Source organism: Agrobacterium pusense (genome assembly GCF_013285525.1).
Taxonomy (GTDB): Bacteria; Pseudomonadota; Alphaproteobacteria; order Rhizobiales; family Rhizobiaceae; genus Agrobacterium; species Agrobacterium pusense.
This window is the reverse complement of record NZ_CP053856.1, coordinates 519,899-540,874: the sequence shown is the minus strand read 5'-3', so window position 1 is coordinate 540,874 and position 20,976 is coordinate 519,899. Positions and strand designations below refer to the sequence as shown.

Genomic DNA, 20,976 nt, shown 5'->3' with positions numbered 1-20,976 from the left:
TTATGCACGGCGTTGACATATTCATGCGCCTTTTCGCCGCAGTTTCCGCGGCAATCTCGCGGCTTGTTCTGCGGATATTCTCTCGCCGGATTTTCGGCATCTCCACGCGCCATGTCAGTTCGCCCTTGGCAATCCGGGCTTTGCAGTGCTCCCGCTTTGCCAAATGAAAACACTGCATTAGACTTGGAGGTCTCCTCATGAAGAAACTCCTGGCCTCGACCATTCTCGTAACGGGCTTTACCATCGCTGCCGGTGCAGCATCTTCCGCCAATGCCGCAGACAGCTGTGGCAGCATCACCATCGCCGAAATGAACTGGGCATCCGCCGGTGTCGCGGCCTACGTCGACAAGTTCATCATGGAAAACGGCTATGACTGCACGGTCAATGTCGTCAGCGGCGACACCACCCCCACTTTCACCTCCATGAACGAGAAGGGCCAGCCCGACATGGCGCCCGAAATGTGGGTGAACACACTTGGCACCCCCTACGAGGAAGCCGTCAAGAGCGGCAATCTCATTCAGGAAGTCAAAATCCTGAGCGAAGGCGGCGTTGAAGGCTGGTGGATTCCGAAATATCTCGCCGACGAACATCCAGAGATCAAGACCGTCGAGGATGCGCTGAAGCATCCCGAACTGTTTCCCGCGCCTGAAGACGCCAGCAAGGGCGCCGTGTTCGGCTGCCCGCCCGGCTGGGGCTGCCAGCCAACCACCGCCAACCTGTTCAAGGCCCGCAAGGCTGATGAAAAGGGCTTTGCGTTGATCGATACCGGCTCCGCGGCCGGTCTGGATGGCTCTATTTCCAATGCCTACGAAAAGAAGCAGGGCTGGCTCGGCTATTATTGGGCTCCGACGGCCATTCTCGGCAAATACGATATGGTGAAGCTGGACGATGGCGTTCCGCTTGACCGGGCGGCTTACGACAATTGCATCGCCAAGCCCGATTGCGCCGATCCCAAGCCAAATGCCTATCCGGTGGCGGAGGTCTTCACCGTCGTGACCAAGGATTTCGCCGAAAAGGCGGGCCCTTCCATCGACTACATCCGCAAGCGGCAGTGGGACAACGACACCGTCGCCAAGGTTCTGGCGTGGATGGATGAAAATCAGGGCACCAATGAAGATGGGGCCGAGTATTTTCTCGAGAACCATGAGGAACTCTGGACGAAGTGGGTTTCGCCCGAGGTGGCTGAGAAGATCAAGGCTTCGATGTGACGGGAGGCGGGGTTGGCGCAAGCCGCTTACCCCCCTCTGCCCTGCCGGGCATCTCCCCCTCAAGGGGGGAGATCGACCTGCGGCGGGGGTCTCGCCCATCGCTTACGTTGAGATTTTGGAAAGGGTGCGCCCTGCCGATCTCCCCTCTTGAGGGGGAGATGTCCGGCAGGACAGAGGGGGGTGACCCAGCCTCCGCCCACCCCAACAACCCAAAGGGAAAACAACAATAATGGCCCTCTGCACCTACCTGCCGGACCTGCTCTGCAAGTTCCCGGCAATCGACAACTCCACCATGCGCGTGGCTCGCAAAACCATCGATGACGGGTTTCGCGATATCGTGCGCAATTACGGCGATGCGATCGACGTCGTCGTTCACCCGCTGCAGCTTTTCCTCAATTCCTCGGAGCGTCTATTCATCCAGACGCCGTGGATCATCACCATGCTGGTCATTCTCGCCATCGTGCATCTGGCCGGACGCAGCTTCAAGATCACAGGCGGCACCGCCATTTCCCTGCTGATGATCGGCGCGGTCGGCCTCTGGCGCGATGCCATGACGACGCTCTCCATCGTCGCCATCGCTACCCTGATCGCCATCGTCATCGGCCTGCCGCTCGGCATTCTGATGGGTCGTTCCGAACGCCTGCAACGCCTCATCAATCCCGTGCTCGACGTGATGCAGACCCTGCCAAGTTTCGTTTATCTCATCCCCGTGGTGGTGATTTTCGGCATCGGCAAGGTTCCGGGCCTGATAGCAGTGGTGATCTATGCCATTCCACCCGTCATTCGCCTGACCAGCCTCGGCATCCGCCTCGTTGATCGCGAAGTGCTGGAAGCGGCAGACGCCTTCGGCTCCTCCAACGGTCAGAAGCTGTTCAACGTGCAGCTGCCGCTGGCGCTGCCGACCATCATGACCGGCATCAACCAGACCATCATGATGGCGCTCGCCATGGTCGTCGTTGCCTCCATGGTCGGTGTCGGCGGGCTTGGCAAGAATGTGCTGCAGGCCATCAACAACCAGTTCTTCACGGTGGGCTTCCTGAACGGTTTCGCTCTGGTCGCCATCGCCATCATGTTCGACCGGGCGAGCCAGGCTTTCGGCAAGCGCCTGCAGAAATACCGCGAGGTCTCCCATGGCTAAAAGCATCGAAATCAGGAATCTTTACAAGATCTTCGGCAAGCATCCCGAGAAGTACCTCGAAGCGGTGCGTAAAGGCATGGACAAGGTCGAGCTGAACGACAGGCACAACCACGTTCTCGGCCTCAACAACATCAACATCACCATGCCGGGCGGCAAGATCACCGTCGTCATGGGGCTGTCAGGCTCCGGCAAATCGACACTGATCCGCCACATCAACCGGCTGATCGACCCGACCGCCGGCGAAGTTCTTTATGACGGCGAGGATATCTGCGGCATGAGCGCCTCGGCGCTCAGGCAATTCCGCCGCCACAAGACGGCGATGGTGTTCCAGAAATTCGGCCTTCTGCCGCATCGCACGGTACTCGAAAACAGCGTCTACGGCCTCGATATCCAGGGCGTACCGCGCAAGCAAAGCGAGGAAAAGGGCCGTTACTGGCTGGAGCGTGTCGGCCTTGCCGGTTACGAGGATTATTATCCGAACCAGCTTTCCGGCGGCATGCAGCAGCGCGTCGGCCTTGCCCGGGCGCTTGCCAATGACGCCGATATTCTCCTGATGGATGAGGCCTATTCGGCGCTCGATCCGCTCATCCGTGTGGATATGCAGACCATGCTGCTCGATCTGCAACAGGAGCTGAAGAAGACCGTTGTGTTCATCACCCATGATCTCGACGAGGCTTTGCGGCTTGGCGACCATATAGCCATCCTGAAAGACGGCGAAGTGGTGCAACAGGGCGACGGCCAGAGCATCATCCTCTCGCCAGCCGATGGTTACGTCACCGACTTCGTGCGCGACGTCAATCGTGGCCGCGTGTTGCAGGCAAACACTGTCATGGAGCCGCTGGAGAGCAAGCCCGAGGGCATGCCGGTCCCAGAGACCGCAACGCTCGAAACCATCGCCCGCGACATGTCGGAAGCCAACGAAACGACCGCCCATGTGGTGGACGAGGACGGCAAGCCGGTCGGCAGCATCGGGCTCGATACGCTGGTGGCTGCGATGGTGACGCCCGCGCCGCAGGAAGCGGCGGTGACGGTCGACGTTGAGGAAAAGGAGCTGGAGGCCGTGCGGCAAGCGGCGGCACCTGCGGCGAAGGAGACGGCGTGAGCCTGTTGGCCGCGCCTCTCTAGCCCGAAAACTATCCGTCGTCATCCTCGCCCTTGAGGCGAGGATCCATGACCCAAGGTCGGCGCGTGGAAAATGGATCCTCGCCTCAAGGGCGAGGATGACGCGGAATGTGAGGAGACCTACCGGCATTAATGCCGTCCCGCTTCTTCTTGCGCGTAAAACGGGTGCAATCCCCTTGCTCGTCCACTCTCGATGCCAAAACGAAGCACTACTTCGCCGGCTGTCAACCCTCGACAGTCGCTGCAGCGCAGCAAGCGCAAGTTTCGGACAAGTCGCCGCCGTTAACCATTCGTTAACTTTTGAACGCGGAATCACCGACATGCAGATCGAAAGCAATATTGGCGGATATAACTATCAGGGTCGCATCCGTGACATCGAAAAAGCTGGCAGCGCCCAAAGCGCGCCGGAGGAGCAGGCGGTAAAACGCGGCCCCGGCAACCCCACCGTTTCCAGCACCATTCTTTCCCAGTCGCTGGCCAATGTTCTATGGACCGTAGGCAACGGCAGCGCGCCGGCCTATCAGGATGCGGCCACCGCCTCCCCCGAGGACAAGGCGGAAGCGCAGGCTGAATGGGTACGCAGCGCCTATTCGGAATATACCGAATAGGCGATTCCAATCAGCCTCTTGCCGGGCTGACTTCCACCGTCACATGCGAGAGTTCATGTATGGCGGCAAGTTTCTGCTTATAAAATGCCGGTGCTTTGGGCGCCTGCGAAAGGATCGCCACGATGGCGGCGTGATGCCCCGGCCCCACCTGCCAGACATGCAGATCGGTAATGCGATCCTCTTCCGTTTCCACGCTTTCACGGATTTCCTGCGGCAGATCCTCAGCCGGCGGCAGCGCGTCAAGCAGGGTTGTCGCCGTGGAGCGGATCAGGCCCCATGACCAGCGGGCAATCACCAGACCGCCAACGATACCCATCAACGGATCAAGGAACGACCAGCCGTTCCACTTGCCGAGCAGCAGCGCGACGATTGCCAGAACCGAGGTCAGCGCATCCGCCAGCACATGCAGATAGGCAGCGCGCAGATTATTGTCCCGGCCGCCCTTTGCGCCGTGCCCGGCATGGTGCCCGGCATGGGACCCGTGATCATGGTGGGCGTGGCTGCCGTGCCCATGGTGGGCATGTGAGCCGTGGGCATGACCGTGGCCGTGGCCGTGGCCATGATCGTGGTGATGGTCATCCTTCAAAAGCACGGCGCTGAGAAGATTGACGGCAAGGCCGATGATGGCGACGAGGATGGCCTGGTTGAAATCGATCTCGACGGGACTGACGAGGCGCATCCCGCTTTCCACGGCAATCAGCAACGCCACCACCGCCAGCACGATGGCGCTGGCAAAACCCGCGAGATCGCCGAACTTGCCGGTGCCGAAGGTGAAGCGTGGGTTGCGGGCCTCGCGGCGGGCATAGAGATAAGCGAGTGCCGAAATCAGCATCGCGCCCGCATGGGTGGACATGTGCCAGCCATCCGCCGTTAGCGCCATGGAGCCGTACCAGTGACCGGCGACGATTTCCGCCACCATCATCGCCGCGGTCAGTGCGATGACCATCCAGACGCGCCTTTCATTACGCTCGTGGTTCTGGCCAAGGAAAACATGGTCGTGACCGGCTGCTGCGCGGTATTCGGATGTCGTCGTCATGTCGCTTAATCCTGTCGGTTTTACCGGATGTAGGTCTTCAGCACCTGGGCCAGCTCTTCCGCCGCCCGCGCCCGTTCGTCTTCATTTTCGGCATGCACCACGTGCTCGTGCAGATGCTCCTGCATTACCTCCCCCGTCAGGCCCGAAAGCGCGCCGCGTACCGAAGCGAGCAGCTGCAGCACCTCGCCGCAGGGCTTGGCATCATCGAGCGCACGTTCGACCGCTTCCATCTGCCCTTTCAGGCGGCGGATGCGGGCGAGAAGCTTTTCCTTGTTGCGGATGGTATGGGACATGGCCGACCTCATATACTATAGGGGGGTATAGTATATTGCGGTTATTTTTTGCACAAGACGTGCATGACGCAATCTTCGGGAATGTTTCGGACCTTAAAAATACCCCATCAAAACTAGGGGACTCACAGTCATGACGACTATCGCAGCAACCAGCAGCATCAATTTCGCCTCTCCGGTCCGCGGCATCGCGCCTGCGCATAACCGGGAGAGCCAGTCCACCACCGAGGCGGTGCAGGAGCTCACGCGGGCGGCCCATCGCGCCATTTCGGTGGCGGGCAATGTCGCCACCACCGTCGCCCCGCTGGCCGGTGCCTCCGCGAGCCTGGCTGCGGCTCTCTGGAACATGGACAGCAGCGCTTCGGCCTCCACTGGCGCCAATGCTGAGGTGGCCGCTTCCGCCCAGCCGGATATGGCAAGCCTCGAATCGCAGATTCTGAAGGCACTGGCCCAGGCGCTTGGCGTCAACGAGGCCGCTTGAGGCCATTGAACCGGGGACGGAAAAGCCATATCTCTAGAGACTGGAGATATGGAGAAAGCCATGCTGTCCATCGGTGAACTGTCCAAACGCACCGGCGTCAAGGTGCCCACGATCCGCTATTACGAGCAGATGGGCCTCATCCGCGAGGCGGATCGTTCGGAGGGCAACCAGCGCCGCTACGAAAAATCCGATCTCGAACGGCTGGCCTTCATCCGCCACGCGCGCGATCTCGGCCTGAACATAGACGCCATTCGCGAGTTGATCGCGCTCAGCCAGCACCGGGAAATGCCGTGCGAGGGTGCAGACCGCATCGCCGCCGAACATCTTGCCGATGTGCGGGAAAAAATCGCCAGCCTGAAGAAGCTGGAACACGAACTGGAGCGGATCGTCTCCCATTGCCACGGCCATTCCATCGAGGATTGTTATGTCATCCGCGCGCTTTCCGATCATGGCATGTGCGAGGGGGAGCATTGAGCCGAGAAGAGGCTGACATTCGAATGTCACGTGCACCCGGTAATCGCCTCTTGCCCGCCTGAAAAAAGGACGTCAGATGGCCGAGCTCTTTCCTGAAATCACGCCATCAGACACGATTTTCCTTGATGTTTCCGAGGGCCATCGGCTGCACGTGACGATTGCCGGCAATCCGGCGGGGCGACCTGCAATCCTGCTGCATGGAGGGCCTGGTTCAGGATTGTCATCGACAGCGCGACGCTATTTCGATCCTGCCATTTTCCGCATCGTCCAGTTCGACCAGCGCGGCTGCGGTCAAAGCACGCCAAACGCCGCTGATAGTCTTGAGCATAACACTACGCATCATCTGATCGATGACATTGAGGCCATTCGCTGTGCCCTCGCGGTGGAAGACTGGCTGATCTACGGCAGTTCATGGGGCTCCACGCTGGCCCTCGCTTACGCACAGCGCCATGCAGACCATGTTCGCGGCATGGTTCTGGCCGGCGTCACCACCACCCGGCAGAGGGAAATCGACTGGCTGTACAGGGGGCTGGCAATGTTTCTGCCGCAGCAGTGGCAGCGTTTCATCGCCGCGATCCCCGATGACGTGTCCAGGCAAGATCCGGTCGGCGCCTATCGCCGGCTTCTGAATGATCCCGATCCCGCCGTGCGCGCAAAGGCCGCCCTAGAGTGGCACCTGTGGGAGGCGGGCTCGATCAGCGCGGAGGGCATTTCGGCCTTTCCGGAGAAATGGCGCGACAGCGCGTACATTCTCGCCCGCGCCCGCCTCTGCGCCCATTATTTCCACCATGCGGCCTGGCTGGATGATGGCGCGCTCCTGCGCAACGCCGGAGACCTCGCCGGTATTCCCGGGATACTCGTTCAGGGCATGCGCGACTTGCAGGGGCCGCCCGTCACCGCTTTCGAACTTGCCGAGGCGTGGCCGGGAAGCGAGCTTGTTACCATCGATGGCGCTGGCCATTCGACGGGCGATGCGGGCATGGAAGACGCAATCCTGTCGGCAATTGCGCGATTTGCGAATTGACCCGCTTGACAGACGGCGGATTCGGGCGCATTTCATTTTCCATGATCAACGAACGCGCACCCATCTCCTGCTCGTATTTTTGGGCCTTCCTCTAAGGGCGGCTCGACAGATCATATTGTCAACAAGCCGCCGTCAGGCGGCTTTGTTGTTTTCAAACGTCCTGACGGCACCGATAAGACCAAAGGACCGAAAAAATGACCGAAGATAGCTCCCTGACACTGGAAAGACCGCCCGTCGTCATCATCCGAGGCGCGCGCAAGACGGATCTGCCCGAACTCAACGAGATGATCACGCTGCTGGCCTCCTACCACGGCGATGCGGCGGCGATCACGCCGGCGAAACTGGAGCGCGACCTGTTCGGCCCGCTGCCCTGGGTGCATGGTCTCGTGGCCGAGGCCGATGGCGCGTTGATCGGTTACGCCCTGCTTCTGCCGCTCTACAGGGCGCAGGAGGGCCGCCGCGGGCTCGAACTGCATCACCTCTTCGTGCGTGACGGCCATCGTGGCCATGGCACCGGCCAGCATCTGGTTTCCCGGGCCCGCGATATCGCCAAGCGTCTCGGCTGCGACTATCTTTCCGTCAGCGCCACAACCGGCAATGTGGCGGCGCATCGTTTCTACGAAAACATGGATTTCGCGCCCCGCCCGGTGACCGGCATGCGCTATATGCAGTCCATCGCCTGATTAAAAAACACGGAGACGACCATGACACGGATCGCCATTGCGCTCGCCCAGGATTTTGCGGACTGGGAGCCGGCGCTGCTTGCCGCCGCGGCGCGCAGCTATCTCGGTGTCGAAATCGTCTATGCCACGCCGGACGGACGGCCGGTAACCTCCATGGGCGGGCTGAAGGTGACGCCGGATACATCCTATGACGCGCTCGATGCCGTTGACATCGATGCGCTCGTCATTCCCGGAGGCCTGAGCTGGGAAAAGGGAACAGCTGCCGATCTCGGCGAACTGGTGCGCCGGTTTCGCGAGAAGAACCGACTGGTGGCCGGCATCTGCGCGGCGGCAAGTGCGCTGGCAGGCACGGGCGTTCTGAACGCCGTTGCCCATACCGGCAATTCGCTGGCTTCGCACAGGGCCTATTCGGCCTATAGCGGCGAGACGCTTTACCGCGACCAGCCGAAAGCGGTCAACGATGGCGGGATCATTACCGCGGCCGGCAGCGCGCCGGTCAGTTTCGCGGTGGAAATTCTGAAAAGCCTCGGCCTCTTTGGTCCGGAAGCCGAGGCCGAACTTCAGGTTTTTGCGGCGGAGCATCGCTGAGGCATAGCCGCCTCGGTTGTTTGCACTCCCCTACTCCCCGTCATTCCGGCCTTGAGCCGGAATCCAGCCGACGCGCATCTGCGCGGCGAGATGACTTCTTTCAGCCCAAGGACTTGGGCTGGATGGATTTCGGCTCAGGGCCGGGATGACGGAGGTGAGAACAGCGATGATTATCGCTGATCCAGCACCCGGCACACACGTGCTGTGTGATCGCCGCCCTCCCCGGCAATCGCCCGGCGAATATCGCGGCTGTTCAGATGCAGGCTGCGGCCGGCGGGTAAATTTGCACGTTTGATCTTGGCGAGTGCCGCCGCCACAAAGGCGGCCTGATGGTGTTGGAAAAAGGCAAGAGCCGCCTCATCCGCCGGGCTCGGGCCCAGTACCGCCTTGAAGGCGAGACGATGCACGGCGCAGTAAGCGCCGTGACCGGGAACTGCAAAACGCAGCGCATCGAGTTCCTCACTCCAATCCGCTGCGTCCTCCATGACTTAGGCCGACTGGAAGCGGTTGAGGAAAAACGTGCTCAATGTTCCGAGCAAAGCCCAGAAGACGAAGCTCGTAACCGTAGCGGCGACGATGAACTGACGCTCCAGCGGCAGCGGTGCCAGTGCATGTTCGCCTTCCGGCGGCAGGGGCGCACCCACCACATGCGGCGCGACGATCAGCACCAGCGCCAGGACGATGGCCCAGGGTTCGCGACGGAAGGCGATCAGCGCGATGCCGCCGGCTGTTGCGGCAACGGTTGCGAGCCACCAGATCTGCCGTGCCTCAAGTGCTGCGGCGGGGCTGCCCGGCAGTTCCGGCGGCAGGCCGATCATCGGGGCGAGCATGACGGCGGCAAATCCGGCAACGCCCCACAAAAGCCCCTCACGCCAGGCGCCATTGGTGCCGCGCAGCGAAATCAGTCCGGTCAGCACCAGCGCATAACCGATCGCGGTCAGGACATTGGCGGCAACCGTATAGGCAGTGCGTTCGAAACCATCGGCCGGAGCCCAGGCCTTTTCATTGTGCTCGTGGGCGGGAACCACAGCACCGGGCGCCGTGGCCTCGTGGCTGTGGGCAGCTTCACCGCCCGCGCCCTCATAGGTCTCTGCCTGAAGGATGAGCGGCGTGGTGCCGAAGGCCTGCATGGCTGAAACGGCTAAGCCGCCGAGGATGCCGACGAGAACGGCGGTAAAGACGATATTGCGAAAAGACGACATGACATTCCCCTCAATGGCAGGGGAAGGCATTGGCATGACGCGTGTCATGGGCGGCATTGTGAACGGCTTCCACATGCGAGAAACCGACAAAACCGACAACGAACAGGCCAAGCACGATCGCCGTCAGCGATTGCGCGAAGCTGCCCGTTTTTGCTGAAACGGCTGAATTGGCCGTATTCTGGTGGATGGACATGGTGACCCCTCTCCGGCGCGACCCCGCGCCTCTGGATGCGGTCGAACGGCAAAGCCATGCGACCGCCTGCGATACACTTCACCACGGGGATACGAGACTGACACAGGGGGCATCGATCTTGCCACCCTGACATTCCGCTCTTCCGGACACCCCGCCGGCATGGACATTTCCGTGATGGCAGGTCTCCTGGCTTACGGGTCAAAACCTGAAACACCTTCCCGGCATCACCTCGCCTCAACCGGAAACGCCGGTTCGGTCGAAGGGTCTGCCAGTGGCATTTCGTTTCAGGCTCTCCGCTCACAGTTGCGGGGGCAGCCACGAATGAGGATTTCTCCCTATCGTGTTCCCTTTTCACCTTCCGGAACGCCCGGAAGGAACCATCACAGGGTTGTTATCCGCCGCGTCGGGACGGGAGTCAATGGGCACGCATGCCAACGGGACCCTCAGCGCGCCGGGATCGCCTTCAGATAGGCGGCGATCGCGTCGCGGTCCTCGGCTGTCAGATGCGCCATGTTCTGCTGCACCTTCACCATGGAACCGCCGACACTGTCGAATTCCGGGGTGAAGCCGGTTTCGAGATAGCTCGAAATATCGGCCTCGGCCCAGCTTCCGATGCTTTGCGAGCCGGGGGTAATGTCCGGAATGCGGCCTTCGCCTTCCGGATTGGGGCCGCCGGCCAGCCACTTGCCCTTCAGGAAGCCACCGAGCGCATTGCGCGGCGTGTGGCATTCGCCGCAATGGCCCGGACCTTCCACCAGATATTGGCCACGCAGAAGTTCGGCATTGGCATTGGCCAGCTCGACGCGCGGCGGTGCCGAAGGGTCGAAATACAGGAACTTCCAGCCGCCGAGCGCCATGCGCATGTTGAAGGGGAACGGCAGATCGTGGGCGGGCGCATCGTTCTGGCTCGCAGGCAGGGCCTTCAGATAACCGAAGAGGTCATTGATGTCCTTCTGCGTCATCCGGGCATAAGAGGCATAGGGGAAGGAGGGATAGAGATGTTCGCCGTTCTTTCCCACACCACGCGTCATGGCATCGCCAAATTCCGCCAGCGTCCAGCCGCCGATGCCGTGCTGCGGATCAGACGAAATATTTGGAACATGAAAGGTGCCGAAGGGGCTTTTCAGTGCCTGCCCGCCTGAAAGCGTCAACAGCGCTTCACCCTTAGCATCCGGCGCGGCATGACAGCTTGCGCAGCCGCCCGCCCAGAACAGCGTCTCGCCATTGGCGAGATCCGGCTCACCGAGGCTCACCCAATGGCTGGGCGCCTGGCGCTGCGGCGCGGTCACCCATGCGAAAATCCCGTAGCCCGCAACGGCCGCGACCACGATCCCGCCCACAAGCTTCGTCCAAATGGAAGACATGCCCCTCTCCCCATTCTCCCCTGACAAGGTCAGGTGTCTTTCGTGACGGAAAAACGCCGCCCGGGAGCGGCGTTTCAAACTCGTTCGATTATTTCTTCAGGCGATAGGTCTGGTGGCAGGTGCCGCAATCGGCGCCCAACGTCTGCATGGCGGTGGTTACACCCGCCTGATCGGTGGGGAGATTGGCGAGAATCTTATCCGCATCTGCGCCGAGCTTGGCGGACTTGGCCTTGAAGTCATCGAAGTTTTCCCAGATCGCGGGCGCTGCCGCGCTGCCGGTCTCGGTGCCGGCGGGGAACTGGTCGGGGAAAGCCTTGGCATTGGTGCTGATGGTCGTCACGGCGGCCTTGACGGCTTCGGCGTCGAAAGGCTTCTGTCCCTTGGAGATGGCGGCGAGCGCTCCCATGGAGCCACCGATCTGCTTCATCATGCCTTCACGTTTTTCGACTTCGCCGGCAGCATAGACCGCTCCGGCGCAAAGACAGCCGAACAGCGTGGCCGCTGCGATTGTTTTCAGTTTCATACACTCTCTCCTTGATTCCGGCGGGCGCCGGACGCTTGATGGAACGCCGCGAGGATGCCCTTTCCACATGGCGAAAAGAAGTCACATTGCGGTGAATTCCATCGTGAAAACAGAAGCCTAAGACAAGGCTTCCCACAATGTGAGAAGTGCTGCGACGATCAGCATGAAACCGGCGATGCGGCCGATGACGATCGTAGCCGCGGGAGAGGAAACGAGCCATGCGCGGCTTCTATCCGCCGTCAGCGCCAGCGCGCCATAAACGGTGAACTGCGTTACCGCCACCATCGCACCCATCACCAGCCCCTGCATCCAGATCGGTCCATAGGCGGGTTTGAGAAACTGTGGGTAGACGGCCATCATGAACAGGTAGGCCTTCGGGTTTGACAGGCAGGTCAACACCGCCCGCCAGAATGCCTTTTTCACTGAAGCGCTTGCTTCAGCCTCATCGCCGTTCACGACAATCGCACTGCGCACCAGGCCGATACCGATCCAGACCATGTAAGCCGCGCCGACGACAAGCAGCGGCAGGAACAGCGACGGCATCCATGCGGCAAGCATGCCGACACCCAGCGCGCCATACAGCGAATGCACGATGCCGCCGGCGCTCATGCCGACGGCGGCGGAAAGGCCGGTTCTCCTGCCACCTGTCAGCGCGCTTGCCAGCACGAAGAGCATGTCCATGCCCGGCAGGATGATGATGCCGAACAGGACAACAAAGAAAAGCCAGAGATTTTCGACATAAGTCATGTCAGTATCTTTCATACCGGATAGAGGTGCATTCGAGAAACCCCATGTTTCTCAATGTATTTTTCCGTTTATAGGGAACGCCAACTGACAGCGTTGTGTCAGTTGCGTGGGAAAATCCATCGGGAAGACGGCAATGCGCAAGGCCTCAAGACTGTTCGAGATCATCCAGATTTTGCGGCTGGCGCGCCGCCCGGTGACCGCGCAGACGATTGCCGACATGCTGGAGATAACAGTGCGCTCGGTCTATCGCGATATGGCAGCGCTTCAGACCATGCGTGTGCCCATCGCAGGGGAACGCGGCGTGGGGTATATTCTCCGGCCCGGTTTCAACCTGCCGCCACTGATGTTTTCCATCGAGGAAACCGAGGCAATCGTGCTGGCGCTCGCCATGGTCGACCGCACCGGCGATATGGAATTGCGCCGGGCCGCGAAGAAGGCGAGCGACAAGATTGCCGCGTCTCTGCCCGAACCGCTGTCAAAGACCCTTTCCGCCAATGCCCTCCACGCCTGGGGCAGCATCGCGCCGGCACCGGCAGGACTTGATCTCTCGACGGTCAGGCGTGCGGTGCGCGACGAGGAGACGCTGGAAATCATCTATCGCGATGAAGCCGGCGCGGAAACGCGGCGGCGGGTTCGGCCAATCGCGGTGATCTATTATTCCGAAACCGTGAATATTGTCGCCTGGTGCGAGCTGCGGCAGGCGATCCGCAATTTCCGCTCGAACCGGGTGCGTAGCTGCCAGGCGACCGGCAGCTTCTTCAAGCTCGAAGGCGAGAAGCTGCGGCAATTGTGGATAGCCGGCTGGCAGAGCAACCAGCCGGCCATCCCTTACTCACAGCCATAAGAGGCGATCCTCCTCCCGCCCGAAACCGCGAATGGCGATTCGGTCGGCAAAGACATCGGCGATGGCGAAGGTGTTCTGGTCGGGCGTGTCGACCATGCCCTTGAAATTCACGAAATGTGTATTGCCCGATACGCCGTAATTGCCCTCATGGTTATGGCCGTTGAACCATGCGATGGCGCAAGTATGGGCGTTGAGAAGATCAAGGATGCGCGGCGCGTCCCACATGTTATGAGCGTTTTCCGGATAGACAGGGTAGTGGCACAGCACGATGACTCTTTCGCCCGCCGCATCCGCCTTTTGCAGAACCGCCCGCAGCCAGTCGAACTGCTCGTCGCCAAGCGAGGCGTTCCAGTCCTGCGCGTTGATGGCGCCTACTTCCGAGAGGCGCTTCAGCCGCTCGGCAGCAAGGGTGCGACGCGGATCGCCGACTGGTGGGGCGAAAAGGCTGATGTCATTGCCATCAAGCACGGCGAAGCGGATGCCGCCGACGGTAAAATCATGCCAGGCGGCGGCCATGCCGAGGCGGGCGTGGACGCCAGGCAAATGCTCGGCGGCAACGGCGAAATCGTGATTGCCCGGCAGCAGGAGCGAGCGGTGGCGAAGCCGGTCGTAAACGGCAAGAATCGCATCGAAATTTTCAAAACCGCGATCGATGATGTCGCCCAGCGTCACGACGAAGGCCAGATCTTCGCGATTGAAGGCATCCACCGCCTCCGCGAGCTTTTTGGGACTTTCGCGATAATGACGGCCCATCTCGGGACGCGGATCGATATCGGCATATTGGGGATCGGCGACTATGCCGAAGGAGAAGAGAGGAGTTGTTTTTTCAGTCATGATGCGCCGCGATAAACCCGGCGGATGACAGGCTTGTGACAGGAGCAGAATATGCTCCAAAGCAAAACACCCGGCCTGAGAGCCGGGTGTTCAATAGGTGGTTCCGCAAGCTTTCCGTCGCCATGCTCGGGCCTGTCCCGGCGCATCTGCTGACATCCCGTTTCAGGGAACATCCGCGGATCCTCGGCACAAGGCCGAGGATGACGTAGCGCAAGAGGTGGCTGCCTCGATCAGCAACCACGCTTGTCGCAAGCCTTACTTGGCAGCAGCTTCGTAACGCTCCAGGACGTAGTCCCAGTTGATGAGGTTATCGACGAAGGCTTCGAGGTACTTCGGACGCAGGTTGCGGTAGTCGATGTAGTAGGAGTGTTCCCAGACGTCGACGCCAAGGATCGGTTCTGCACCGTGAACGAGCGGGTTTTCGCCGTTCGGGGTCTTGGAGATTTCGAGCTTGCCGTTCTTGACGGACAGCCACGCCCAGCCGGAGCCGAACTGCGTGGTGCCGGCTGCGATGAAATCGGCCTTGAACTTGTCGTAACCGCCGAGATCGGAGGCAATTGCCTGCTCGAGCTTGCCCGGCAGCTTGTTGCCGCCGCCGCCCTTCTTCATCCACTTCCAGAAATGAACGTGGTTGTAGTGCTGGGCCGCATTGTTGAAGAGACCGGCATTGGTGCCAAAGGACTTCTTCACGACTTCTTCGAGCGACAGGTCGGAAAGACCGGCTTCAGCTGCAAGCTTGTTGCCGTTGTCGACATATGCCTTGTGGTGCTTGTCGTGATGGAACTCGAGCGTCTCGCGCGACATGTAAGGTGCAAGCGCGTCGTAGTCGTAGGGGAGTTCGGGAAGTTCGAAGGCCATGGTTTTTACTCCTTTTTGCAGCGCGTTACCGCTCCTAGAAACCGTGTGAGCGGACCATAGGAGCGAAGCTCTGTTTGGGCAACCTGTGAATTATCAAAATGTTCCGCCAAAAGAGAAAATTCCTCTCGCGCCGGCCGCCACCATATTTGTTTCACACCGCTGGCGTACCGTTTTCCACCCTATCGGTTCGCTTTTGATCGAGATTGCAGGAAGGAAATTCCATGATACGCCCGATGATCCACACAGCCGCCCTCCTTGTTGCCGTCTCGTCGGCTGTCCTGCCTGCGTCCGCATCTTCGGACGATGCGTGGAAGGAATTCGTGGCGGATGTGCAGACTGCCTGTCTTGCCGCAGCCGGAGACATGATCGACGACGCCAAGGCGGTCGTCGATCCCGTTGGCAGCGAGAATTACGGTCTTGCCATCCTGACCGGCAGGGCAAAGGGCGCGGATGTGACGGTCAGCCATATCTGCGTCTATGACAAGAAGACAAAGGCCGTGGAACTCGGCAGCGAACTTGCCGGCGATACGCTGAAGGTGGAAATTCCCGGCTCCACCAAGCCCTGACGCGGGTCAGAAACGGGGCGTGGTATCGCCTTCGCCCAGTGCGCGCTGCATCAGCACCGTGTCCAGCCATTGACCGTGTTTCCAACCGATGGATTTGAAGGTTCCGACGTGCTCGAAACCGGCGGCGCGATGCACGCCGACCGAAGCCGCATTTGCGCTGTCGCCGATGACGGCGATCATCTGCCGGAAGCCGCGCACGGTCGCCTCCTTGATGAGCGCGTCGAGCAGCTTGCGGCCAATACCCATGCCTTTCATCGAAGGGTCGATGTAAACGGAATCCTCAACCGTCGCGCCATAGGCCGGGCGGGCGCGATAAGCCCCGGCATAGGCATATCCCGCCACCTTGCCGTCACGCTCAGCGACGAGATAGGGGAAATTGCCCTCCACCAGAAGGCGGCGGCGCTCAGCCATCGTTTCCGCCGTTGGCGGATCGATCTCGAAGCTGGCGCGGCCATGCAAAACGGCGTCCCGGTAAATTTCGGTAATGGCTGGGATATCCGCCTCTTCACAGGGGCGGATCAGAAGGCTGGAAACGGTGGAAAGGGTCATTCTCTTGTCCTGCGGATCATTCACGCCGTCATTGTGCATTGCGGCGCAGCCAAAATAAAGATTATCTGACTTATACAAACGATAAGGTTTTCTTTGATGATGGATCTCGACCTTCGGCAAGTGCGAAGTTTCATGGATGTGGCCGATCTCGGCAGCTTTTCCGCCGCCGCCGACAAGGCCGGAGTGACGCAGCCGGCCATCAGCCTGCACATCCGGCTGCTCGAGAAACAGCTGGGCGTGCGGCTGATCGAGAGGGTGGGCAGGCGCGCCCAGCCGACGGCGGCGGGCCGCGACTTCCTCATTCATGCAAGGCGGATTGCAGAAGAGGTGGCGCACGCCATCGATACGGTCGCGCCGCATCGCAGCGGGGTGACGGGACGCCTGCGCATCGGCACAGGCGCCACCGCCTGCATCTATCTCCTGCCGCCGGTTCTGGGGCGGATTCGCGCAGCCATGCCTGGCATCGAGATCGTGGTGCAGACGGGCAATACCCACGATATCCTGCGGCTTCTGGAGGCCAACACGATCGACGCCGCCGTGGTGGCCCTGCCCGCCAGCGGCCGCAGCCTCGATATCAGCGATATCCATTTCGATGAGCTGGTCGCGGTATTTCCCCGCGACATGATTGCAGCCACGACGACGCTGACCGCCGACATGCTTTCGACAAAGCCGTTGCTGCTCTACGAGGGTGGCAATACGCGCAAGCTGGTGGATCAATGGTTCGCTGCAAGCGGCCGCACCGTGCAGCCCACGATGGAACTCGGCAGCGTCGAAGCCATCAAGAAACTGGCCGGGGCCGGGCTTGGGCTCGCCATCGTGCCAAGGATGGCGGTGGAGCAGGAAGCCACCTCATCTGGGCTCGAGTGGCGTTCGCTCGAGCCGCCACTCGAACGCCGGATCGCGCTGGCCATGCGCCGCGACAAACATATGACGGCGCCGCTGAGGGCGCTTGCCGCTGCGCTGGAGGATGTGCGGAAGGGATGAGGCCCGCGCCGGTTTTTGGGCACAGGTCAGACCATCGGAGCCGATAGCGATAGTGCGCATTTAATCAACGTCATCCTTTGGGCTCGTCCCAATGATCCGAGCACGTCCACAAATCAATCGGTTGCAGATCCTCGCGACGAGCCCGAGGATGACGTCGCGAGGGGGAAGCCTCGGTAACAACATTGCCCGCGCCCTTTGATGACGCGGGCCTCGCCGGCGAAACTCAGAACTCCGTCCAGTCGTCACCCTTCACGGCCAGTGCCGCATTGCCGCGTGCAGCGATCGGGCGGGCTTTCGGGGCGGAGGTGACCGGCGCAGGGGCCGGACTTGCAGCGCGCTGCATCTGCCGCGCCGTCTCCCGCAGGGCCGAGGTCTGGTGGCCAAGCTGGAACTGCGCCAGCAGCGCCTGGAGGTTGGCGCATTCCTGTGCGAGCCCCGCACCGGCCGCATTCATTTCCTCAACCATGGCAGCATTCTGCTGCGTGGCCTGATCCATGTGGTTGACGGCGGTGTTGACCTCGGAAAGGCCGGCCGACTGTTCCTGCGCCGCCGTGGCGATGGCGTCCATGTGGCTGTTGACGGAAAGCACCAGCTGCTCGATCTCGGAAAGCCCGACGCCGGTATCGGCCACCAGCTTCACGCCTTCGCCCACCGCAACGGCTGACGTATTGATAAGCTGCTTGATTTCCTTGGCCGCATTGGCGGAGCGCTGCGCCAGTTCGCGCACCTCCTGTGCAACGACGGCAAAGCCCTTGCCGGCATCGCCCGCCCTCGCCGCTTCAACGCCGGCATTCAGCGCCAGAAGGTTGGTCTGGAAGGCGATCTCATCGATCACGCCGATGATCTGACCGATCTGACGCGAGGAATGTTCGATGCGTTCCATGGCGGCAACGGCATCGCGCACCACCTTGCCGGAAAGATCGGCCTTCGTCCGCGCTTCCCGTACCGTGTCGCGCGCTTCGCCGGCGCGTTTGGACGTGGCGGACACGTTGGCGGTGATCTCTTCCAGCGCGGCGGCTGTCTCTTCCAGGGAGGCGGCCTGCTGTTCGGTGCGGCGGGAAAGATCGTCGGATGCCGACGACACCTCGTGTGCGCCGCCATTCACCGTCTGCACGGACTGGCCGACGCTGGTCAGCGCTTCGCGAAGCTGGTGCACGGAGCTGTTGAAATCGTGCCGTAGCGCCTCGAATTGCGGCGCGAATGGCGTGGCGATCTCGCAGAGCATATCGCCCGAGGCGAGGCGGCGCAGGCCGCCTGCCAGCGAACCCGTCGCCTGGTTGAGCCGTGCTTCGGCTTCGGCCTCGGCACGCTGCTGCAGCTCGATGCGGTCGCGTTCGGCCTGTTCCCGGTTTGCGACGGCATCCGCCTCCAGCTGCCGATTGCGGATGGCGGCCTCACGGAAAACTTCCACGGCCCGGGCCATCTCGCCGATCTCGTCACCGCGTTTTGCGCCAGCGATATCGATTGCGAGATTGCCACCCGACAGTGCCATCATGGCATTGGTCAGCCGGCTGATCGGCCGGGTGACGCGGCCGACGATGACGGCGAGCGAGACAATGCAGAGGGCGAGCGTGACCACGAAGACCGCGAGAAAGATCACCGCATCGGTGAAGGCTTCCTGTTTCGCCTTCTCGGCGTTGGCATCCAGCACGTCCATGGCGGCAGAAGCGATCTTGGCAATCGTGCCGAGATTTTCCGTGACGGTGGTGCGCCAGCTATCCATGGTAAAGGACGGCGTGCGGCCATTGTTCAGGTCTTCGATGAGCTTGGTTCGCTGGGCGTTGAAATCGCCCTTGAAATAAGTCTTGTCCGCAGTGGCGTAGATGTCCTTGAGCGATTGCGGCGCCGATTCATGCGCCACGAGATCGCCCGTTGCTTTCCACGCGAAAGCCGCGCCGGCATCGAAGGCGCCGAGCTGCTGCATTTCCTGGGCGGTAAGAGGACGGTTCTGCGCCACAGCAGCGTTGAGGACAACGGTGGCGCTGCCACCAAGCGCGCGGGCGGACCAGCAGTAGGATCGCAGCTGAATGAGGCCTGTCTGGCCCTGATCCAGCGAACGGACGGCGCCTTCCAGCGCAGTCGAGCCGGCTTCGAGAGACGCAAGGAAATCGGCGCCCAGCGTCATCACGGTCTTGTCGAGGCCGTTTTCGCGCCGATCAAGCGGCTGGGAAATATTGGCGTCCACCTTCTTTCGCAGGTCGACGAACTGTGCGTAGACATCGCTCACGCGCTTGAGCGGCCCCTGGAGCTTCGCATCTGCAATCGACGGAGACTGCGCGATAAAGGCCGTCATGGCGGCATCCACCTTCTGACGCGCCGCCTGCACGCTGGCGACGCTGCCCGCCGATTTCGAAGGATCGACAGTGAGCGCGGTGGCGCTGTCGCCGCGCTCACTGCGGAAATTCAGAAGTGCGTTGAAGAGAAGCTTGTCGAGCGCGACAAGCTGCGCAACCTCAGAAAAGGCGCTGGCGCGATTGACCGAGCGCCAGGCTTCGTTGCCGACCAAACCGGCAAGTGCAAGGCTGATGGTGAGAAAAAAACCAACAAGTACATTTCGAATGCTGAAAGACATCTGGCGGCCCCCGCTGCCCGGAAGTGAAGATGTCGCAAGCTACAATTCTGTTTTCTAAAATTGGATTAAATTACCCCCTGTTTTCAGGGTTTTTTTGCATCGCAAAAAAATGGCCATGACCGACCGAATGTCTGTCATGGCCGTTTCACGCGAATAGATGCAGAATTCAGACGTCTGCGCCGAGACGTGCCCATTCCATGTAAAGATCAAGCGCCTTGCGGGCGACCGGGCCGGCCTGCAGCTCGCGGTCGTCGAGCTTCACGACAGGCGAAACCTTGGAATAGTTGCCGGAGCAGAAGATTTCGTCGGCCTCACGGAAATCCTCAACCGAAAGCGTCGCTTCCCGCACGTCAAAACCGGCCTGGCGCAGAAGACCGATCACGCGTGAACGGGTGATGCCGGCAAGGAAGGTACGGTTCGGGACCGGCGTGAGAACGACGCCGTCCTTGACCATGAAGATGTTGGCGGAGGCGGATTCTGCGACATTTCCGTTCATGTCCCGCATCAGGGCGTTGTCGAAACCGCGTGAGCGCGCTTCCAGAATCGCGCGGCCGCTATTCGGATAAAGGCTGCCTGCCTTCGCGTCCGTCATTGCCGTTTCCGGCGAGGGGCGGCGCAGCGGCGAGACGGTGAGCGTCAGCGGCTTGCCGGCGTCCATCGGCGCTTCGAAAAGGCAGAGCGCAAACCGGGTGGAACTGGCATCCGGTGCAACGACGCTGCCGGGCATGCCGTGTTCGGCCCAGTACATCGGCTTGATGTAGATCGCCATCTTGCCGTCGAATTTCTTCACGCCTTCGAGCGCCAGGGCCTCGATTTCCTCGGCGGTCATGGTCGGCTTCATGCCCATGTTGACGGCAGAGCGATTGACGCGCTGGCAGTGCAGATCAAGATCAGGCGCGACGCCATCGAACCAGCGTGCACCATCGAATACCGTAGAGGCCAGCCACATGGCATGCGAGGTTGGCCCGATGAGCGGCGGATTGCCAGGCAGCCATTGACCGTCAACATAGGTCCAGGTGGTTGATCGGGGTGCGGTATCGACGCTCATGATGGTCTCCTGTCTCGAGCGTTTCCGTTCGGTAAAAAAC

General features: G+C 61.1%; 25 protein-coding genes and 1 riboswitch. Of the genes, 12 read left to right on the top strand and 13 right to left on the bottom strand.

The window, feature by feature from the left end; translation table 11 throughout:
- The first annotated feature begins 197 nt into the window (after positions 1-197).
- From HQN82_RS02625 to HQN82_RS02610, 4 genes are all read left to right on the top strand, one after another.
- Positions 198-1,208, top strand: coding sequence for an ABC transporter substrate-binding protein (locus HQN82_RS02625; protein ID WP_173614517.1), 1,011 nt, complete (start codon positions 198-200; stop codon positions 1,206-1,208).
- Between the two features lie 229 nt (positions 1,209-1,437).
- Positions 1,438-2,346 carry an ABC transporter permease gene (locus tag HQN82_RS02620; RefSeq protein WP_004440601.1) on the top strand — a complete coding sequence of 303 codons (909 nt, stop codon included), beginning with the start codon at positions 1,438-1,440 and terminating at the stop codon, positions 2,344-2,346.
- On the top strand, positions 2,339-3,448 hold the full coding sequence (locus tag HQN82_RS02615; protein WP_072494155.1) for a quaternary amine ABC transporter ATP-binding protein: 1,110 nt from the start codon (positions 2,339-2,341) through the stop codon (positions 3,446-3,448). Before HQN82_RS02620 ends, HQN82_RS02615 begins: the two co-directional genes overlap by 8 nt.
- Positions 3,449-3,788: 340 nt before the next feature.
- On the top strand, positions 3,789-4,076 hold the full coding sequence (locus HQN82_RS02610) for a hypothetical protein (protein WP_173614516.1): 288 nt from the start codon (positions 3,789-3,791) through the stop codon (positions 4,074-4,076).
- 10 nt (positions 4,077-4,086) lie between these two features.
- On the opposite strand, the gene dmeF is transcribed toward HQN82_RS02610, so the two are convergent.
- Positions 4,087-5,112 carry a CDF family Co(II)/Ni(II) efflux transporter DmeF gene (gene dmeF / locus HQN82_RS02605; RefSeq protein ID WP_022555819.1) on the bottom strand — a complete coding sequence of 342 codons (1,026 nt, stop codon included), beginning with the start codon at positions 5,110-5,112 and terminating at the stop codon, positions 4,087-4,089.
- A 20-nt stretch (positions 5,113-5,132) separates the two neighbouring features.
- A complete protein-coding gene (dmeR, locus tag HQN82_RS02600; RefSeq protein WP_003509296.1) occupies positions 5,133-5,405 on the bottom strand; it encodes a Ni(II)/Co(II)-sensing transcriptional repressor DmeR in 273 nt (90 codons plus the stop codon).
- Positions 5,406-5,535: 130 nt separating this feature from the next.
- Here dmeR and HQN82_RS02595 point away from each other — a divergent pair, with 130 nt between their 5' ends.
- From HQN82_RS02595 to HQN82_RS02575, 5 genes are all read left to right on the top strand, one after another.
- Positions 5,536-5,883, top strand: coding sequence for a hypothetical protein (locus HQN82_RS02595; protein ID WP_173614515.1), 348 nt, complete (start codon positions 5,536-5,538; stop codon positions 5,881-5,883).
- A 60-nt stretch (positions 5,884-5,943) separates the two neighbouring features.
- Entirely contained in the window at positions 5,944-6,357 is a 414-nt protein-coding gene (locus HQN82_RS02590) for a MerR family transcriptional regulator (RefSeq protein ID WP_004440587.1), read from the top strand.
- Between the two features lie 76 nt (positions 6,358-6,433).
- A complete protein-coding gene (pip, locus tag HQN82_RS02585; protein ID WP_173614514.1) occupies positions 6,434-7,381 on the top strand; it encodes a prolyl aminopeptidase in 948 nt (315 codons plus the stop codon).
- Positions 7,382-7,575: 194 nt separating this feature from the next.
- Positions 7,576-8,064 carry a GNAT family N-acetyltransferase gene (locus tag HQN82_RS02580; protein WP_003509304.1) on the top strand — a complete coding sequence of 163 codons (489 nt, stop codon included), beginning with the start codon at positions 7,576-7,578 and terminating at the stop codon, positions 8,062-8,064.
- Between the two features lie 21 nt (positions 8,065-8,085).
- Positions 8,086-8,652 (top strand): type 1 glutamine amidotransferase family protein, encoded by a 567-nt coding sequence (locus HQN82_RS02575; RefSeq protein ID WP_022555817.1) that lies wholly within the window; start codon positions 8,086-8,088, stop codon positions 8,650-8,652.
- Between the two features lie 170 nt (positions 8,653-8,822).
- Here HQN82_RS02575 and HQN82_RS02570 read toward each other — a convergent pair whose 3' ends face one another.
- The 6 genes from HQN82_RS02570 to HQN82_RS02545 form a co-directional block, all read right to left on the bottom strand.
- The gene (locus HQN82_RS02570; RefSeq protein WP_037091650.1) at positions 8,823-9,137 is read right to left on the bottom strand and encodes a hypothetical protein; all 315 of its coding nucleotides are present in this window, start codon (positions 9,135-9,137) and stop codon (positions 8,823-8,825) included.
- Positions 9,138-9,140: 3 nt separating this feature from the next.
- Positions 9,141-9,854, bottom strand: coding sequence for a CbtA family protein (locus tag HQN82_RS02565; RefSeq protein ID WP_173614513.1), 714 nt, complete (start codon positions 9,852-9,854; stop codon positions 9,141-9,143).
- 10 nt (positions 9,855-9,864) lie between these two features.
- A complete protein-coding gene (locus tag HQN82_RS02560; protein WP_004440573.1) occupies positions 9,865-10,047 on the bottom strand; it encodes a CbtB domain-containing protein in 183 nt (60 codons plus the stop codon).
- Between the two features lie 159 nt (positions 10,048-10,206).
- A riboswitch (cobalamin riboswitch) is annotated at positions 10,207-10,444 on the bottom strand.
- Between the two features lie 46 nt (positions 10,445-10,490).
- The gene (locus HQN82_RS02555; RefSeq protein ID WP_006700047.1) at positions 10,491-11,411 is read right to left on the bottom strand and encodes a c-type cytochrome; all 921 of its coding nucleotides are present in this window, start codon (positions 11,409-11,411) and stop codon (positions 10,491-10,493) included.
- 88 nt (positions 11,412-11,499) lie between these two features.
- Positions 11,500-11,934 (bottom strand): c-type cytochrome, encoded by a 435-nt coding sequence (locus tag HQN82_RS02550; RefSeq protein WP_004440570.1) that lies wholly within the window; start codon positions 11,932-11,934, stop codon positions 11,500-11,502.
- Between the two features lie 117 nt (positions 11,935-12,051).
- Positions 12,052-12,681: a LysE family translocator gene (locus HQN82_RS02545; protein ID WP_112765596.1), complete on the bottom strand. Its 630-nt coding sequence runs from the start codon at positions 12,679-12,681 to the stop codon at positions 12,052-12,054.
- A 133-nt stretch (positions 12,682-12,814) separates the two neighbouring features.
- Here HQN82_RS02545 and HQN82_RS02540 point away from each other — a divergent pair, with 133 nt between their 5' ends.
- Positions 12,815-13,525, top strand: coding sequence for a helix-turn-helix transcriptional regulator (locus HQN82_RS02540; RefSeq protein WP_173614512.1), 711 nt, complete (start codon positions 12,815-12,817; stop codon positions 13,523-13,525).
- Here HQN82_RS02540 and HQN82_RS02535 read toward each other — a convergent pair.
- Positions 13,514-14,359 (bottom strand): metallophosphoesterase, encoded by an 846-nt coding sequence (locus tag HQN82_RS02535; RefSeq protein WP_112765595.1) that lies wholly within the window; start codon positions 14,357-14,359, stop codon positions 13,514-13,516. The two genes, HQN82_RS02540 and HQN82_RS02535, sit on opposite strands and share 12 nt — an antisense overlap.
- Positions 14,360-14,614: 255 nt before the next feature.
- Positions 14,615-15,217, bottom strand: a complete 603-nt coding sequence (locus tag HQN82_RS02530; protein WP_006700042.1) for a superoxide dismutase — start codon at positions 15,215-15,217, stop codon at positions 14,615-14,617.
- A gap of 221 nt (positions 15,218-15,438) precedes the next feature.
- Between HQN82_RS02530 and HQN82_RS02525 the strand changes: the two genes are divergently transcribed.
- A complete protein-coding gene (locus HQN82_RS02525; protein WP_004440563.1) occupies positions 15,439-15,783 on the top strand; it encodes a hypothetical protein in 345 nt (114 codons plus the stop codon).
- Positions 15,784-15,789: 6 nt separating this feature from the next.
- On the opposite strand, the gene HQN82_RS02520 is transcribed toward HQN82_RS02525, so the two are convergent.
- Positions 15,790-16,332 carry a GNAT family N-acetyltransferase gene (locus HQN82_RS02520; protein WP_022555811.1) on the bottom strand — a complete coding sequence of 181 codons (543 nt, stop codon included), beginning with the start codon at positions 16,330-16,332 and terminating at the stop codon, positions 15,790-15,792.
- Between the two features lie 96 nt (positions 16,333-16,428).
- On the opposite strand from HQN82_RS02520, the gene HQN82_RS02515 reads away from it, so the two are divergent.
- Positions 16,429-17,316, top strand: a complete 888-nt coding sequence (locus HQN82_RS02515; protein ID WP_173614511.1) for a LysR family transcriptional regulator — start codon at positions 16,429-16,431, stop codon at positions 17,314-17,316.
- 223 nt (positions 17,317-17,539) lie between these two features.
- On the opposite strand, the gene HQN82_RS02510 is transcribed toward HQN82_RS02515, so the two are convergent.
- On the bottom strand, positions 17,540-19,888 hold the full coding sequence (locus HQN82_RS02510; protein ID WP_173614510.1) for a methyl-accepting chemotaxis protein: 2,349 nt from the start codon (positions 19,886-19,888) through the stop codon (positions 17,540-17,542).
- Between the two features lie 166 nt (positions 19,889-20,054).
- Entirely contained in the window at positions 20,055-20,936 is an 882-nt protein-coding gene (locus HQN82_RS02505) for a branched-chain amino acid aminotransferase (RefSeq protein ID WP_004440555.1), read from the bottom strand.
- Between the last annotated feature and the right edge of the window lie 40 nt (positions 20,937-20,976).

Bases quoted from the DNA above. Each gene is read 5' to 3' on its own strand.
- HQN82_RS02625 (WP_173614517.1), top strand. From the start codon at position 198: ATGAAGAAACTCCTGGCCTCGACCATTCTCGTAACGGGCTTTACCATC.
- HQN82_RS02620 (WP_004440601.1), top strand. From the start codon at position 1,438: ATGGCCCTCTGCACCTACCTGCCGGACCTGCTCTGCAAGTTCCCGGCA.
- HQN82_RS02615 (WP_072494155.1), top strand. From the start codon at position 2,339: ATGGCTAAAAGCATCGAAATCAGGAATCTTTACAAGATCTTCGGCAAG.
- HQN82_RS02610 (WP_173614516.1), top strand. From the start codon at position 3,789: ATGCAGATCGAAAGCAATATTGGCGGATATAACTATCAGGGTCGCATC.
- dmeF (WP_022555819.1), bottom strand. From the start codon at position 5,112: ATGACGACGACATCCGAATACCGCGCAGCAGCCGGTCACGACCATGTT.
- dmeR (WP_003509296.1), bottom strand. From the start codon at position 5,405: ATGTCCCATACCATCCGCAACAAGGAAAAGCTTCTCGCCCGCATCCGC.
- HQN82_RS02595 (WP_173614515.1), top strand. From the start codon at position 5,536: ATGACGACTATCGCAGCAACCAGCAGCATCAATTTCGCCTCTCCGGTC.
- HQN82_RS02590 (WP_004440587.1), top strand. From the start codon at position 5,944: ATGCTGTCCATCGGTGAACTGTCCAAACGCACCGGCGTCAAGGTGCCC.
- pip (WP_173614514.1), top strand. From the start codon at position 6,434: ATGGCCGAGCTCTTTCCTGAAATCACGCCATCAGACACGATTTTCCTT.
- HQN82_RS02580 (WP_003509304.1), top strand. From the start codon at position 7,576: ATGACCGAAGATAGCTCCCTGACACTGGAAAGACCGCCCGTCGTCATC.
- HQN82_RS02575 (WP_022555817.1), top strand. From the start codon at position 8,086: ATGACACGGATCGCCATTGCGCTCGCCCAGGATTTTGCGGACTGGGAG.
- HQN82_RS02570 (WP_037091650.1), bottom strand. From the start codon at position 9,137: ATGGAGGACGCAGCGGATTGGAGTGAGGAACTCGATGCGCTGCGTTTT.
- HQN82_RS02565 (WP_173614513.1), bottom strand. From the start codon at position 9,854: ATGTCGTCTTTTCGCAATATCGTCTTTACCGCCGTTCTCGTCGGCATC.
- HQN82_RS02560 (WP_004440573.1), bottom strand. From the start codon at position 10,047: ATGTCCATCCACCAGAATACGGCCAATTCAGCCGTTTCAGCAAAAACG.
- HQN82_RS02555 (WP_006700047.1), bottom strand. From the start codon at position 11,411: ATGTCTTCCATTTGGACGAAGCTTGTGGGCGGGATCGTGGTCGCGGCC.
- HQN82_RS02550 (WP_004440570.1), bottom strand. From the start codon at position 11,934: ATGAAACTGAAAACAATCGCAGCGGCCACGCTGTTCGGCTGTCTTTGC.
- HQN82_RS02545 (WP_112765596.1), bottom strand. From the start codon at position 12,681: ATGACTTATGTCGAAAATCTCTGGCTTTTCTTTGTTGTCCTGTTCGGC.
- HQN82_RS02540 (WP_173614512.1), top strand. From the start codon at position 12,815: ATGCGCAAGGCCTCAAGACTGTTCGAGATCATCCAGATTTTGCGGCTG.
- HQN82_RS02535 (WP_112765595.1), bottom strand. From the start codon at position 14,359: ATGACTGAAAAAACAACTCCTCTCTTCTCCTTCGGCATAGTCGCCGAT.
- HQN82_RS02530 (WP_006700042.1), bottom strand. From the start codon at position 15,217: ATGGCCTTCGAACTTCCCGAACTCCCCTACGACTACGACGCGCTTGCA.
- HQN82_RS02525 (WP_004440563.1), top strand. From the start codon at position 15,439: ATGATACGCCCGATGATCCACACAGCCGCCCTCCTTGTTGCCGTCTCG.
- HQN82_RS02520 (WP_022555811.1), bottom strand. From the start codon at position 16,332: ATGACCCTTTCCACCGTTTCCAGCCTTCTGATCCGCCCCTGTGAAGAG.
- HQN82_RS02515 (WP_173614511.1), top strand. From the start codon at position 16,429: ATGATGGATCTCGACCTTCGGCAAGTGCGAAGTTTCATGGATGTGGCC.
- HQN82_RS02510 (WP_173614510.1), bottom strand. From the start codon at position 19,888: ATGTCTTTCAGCATTCGAAATGTACTTGTTGGTTTTTTTCTCACCATC.
- HQN82_RS02505 (WP_004440555.1), bottom strand. From the start codon at position 20,936: ATGAGCGTCGATACCGCACCCCGATCAACCACCTGGACCTATGTTGAC.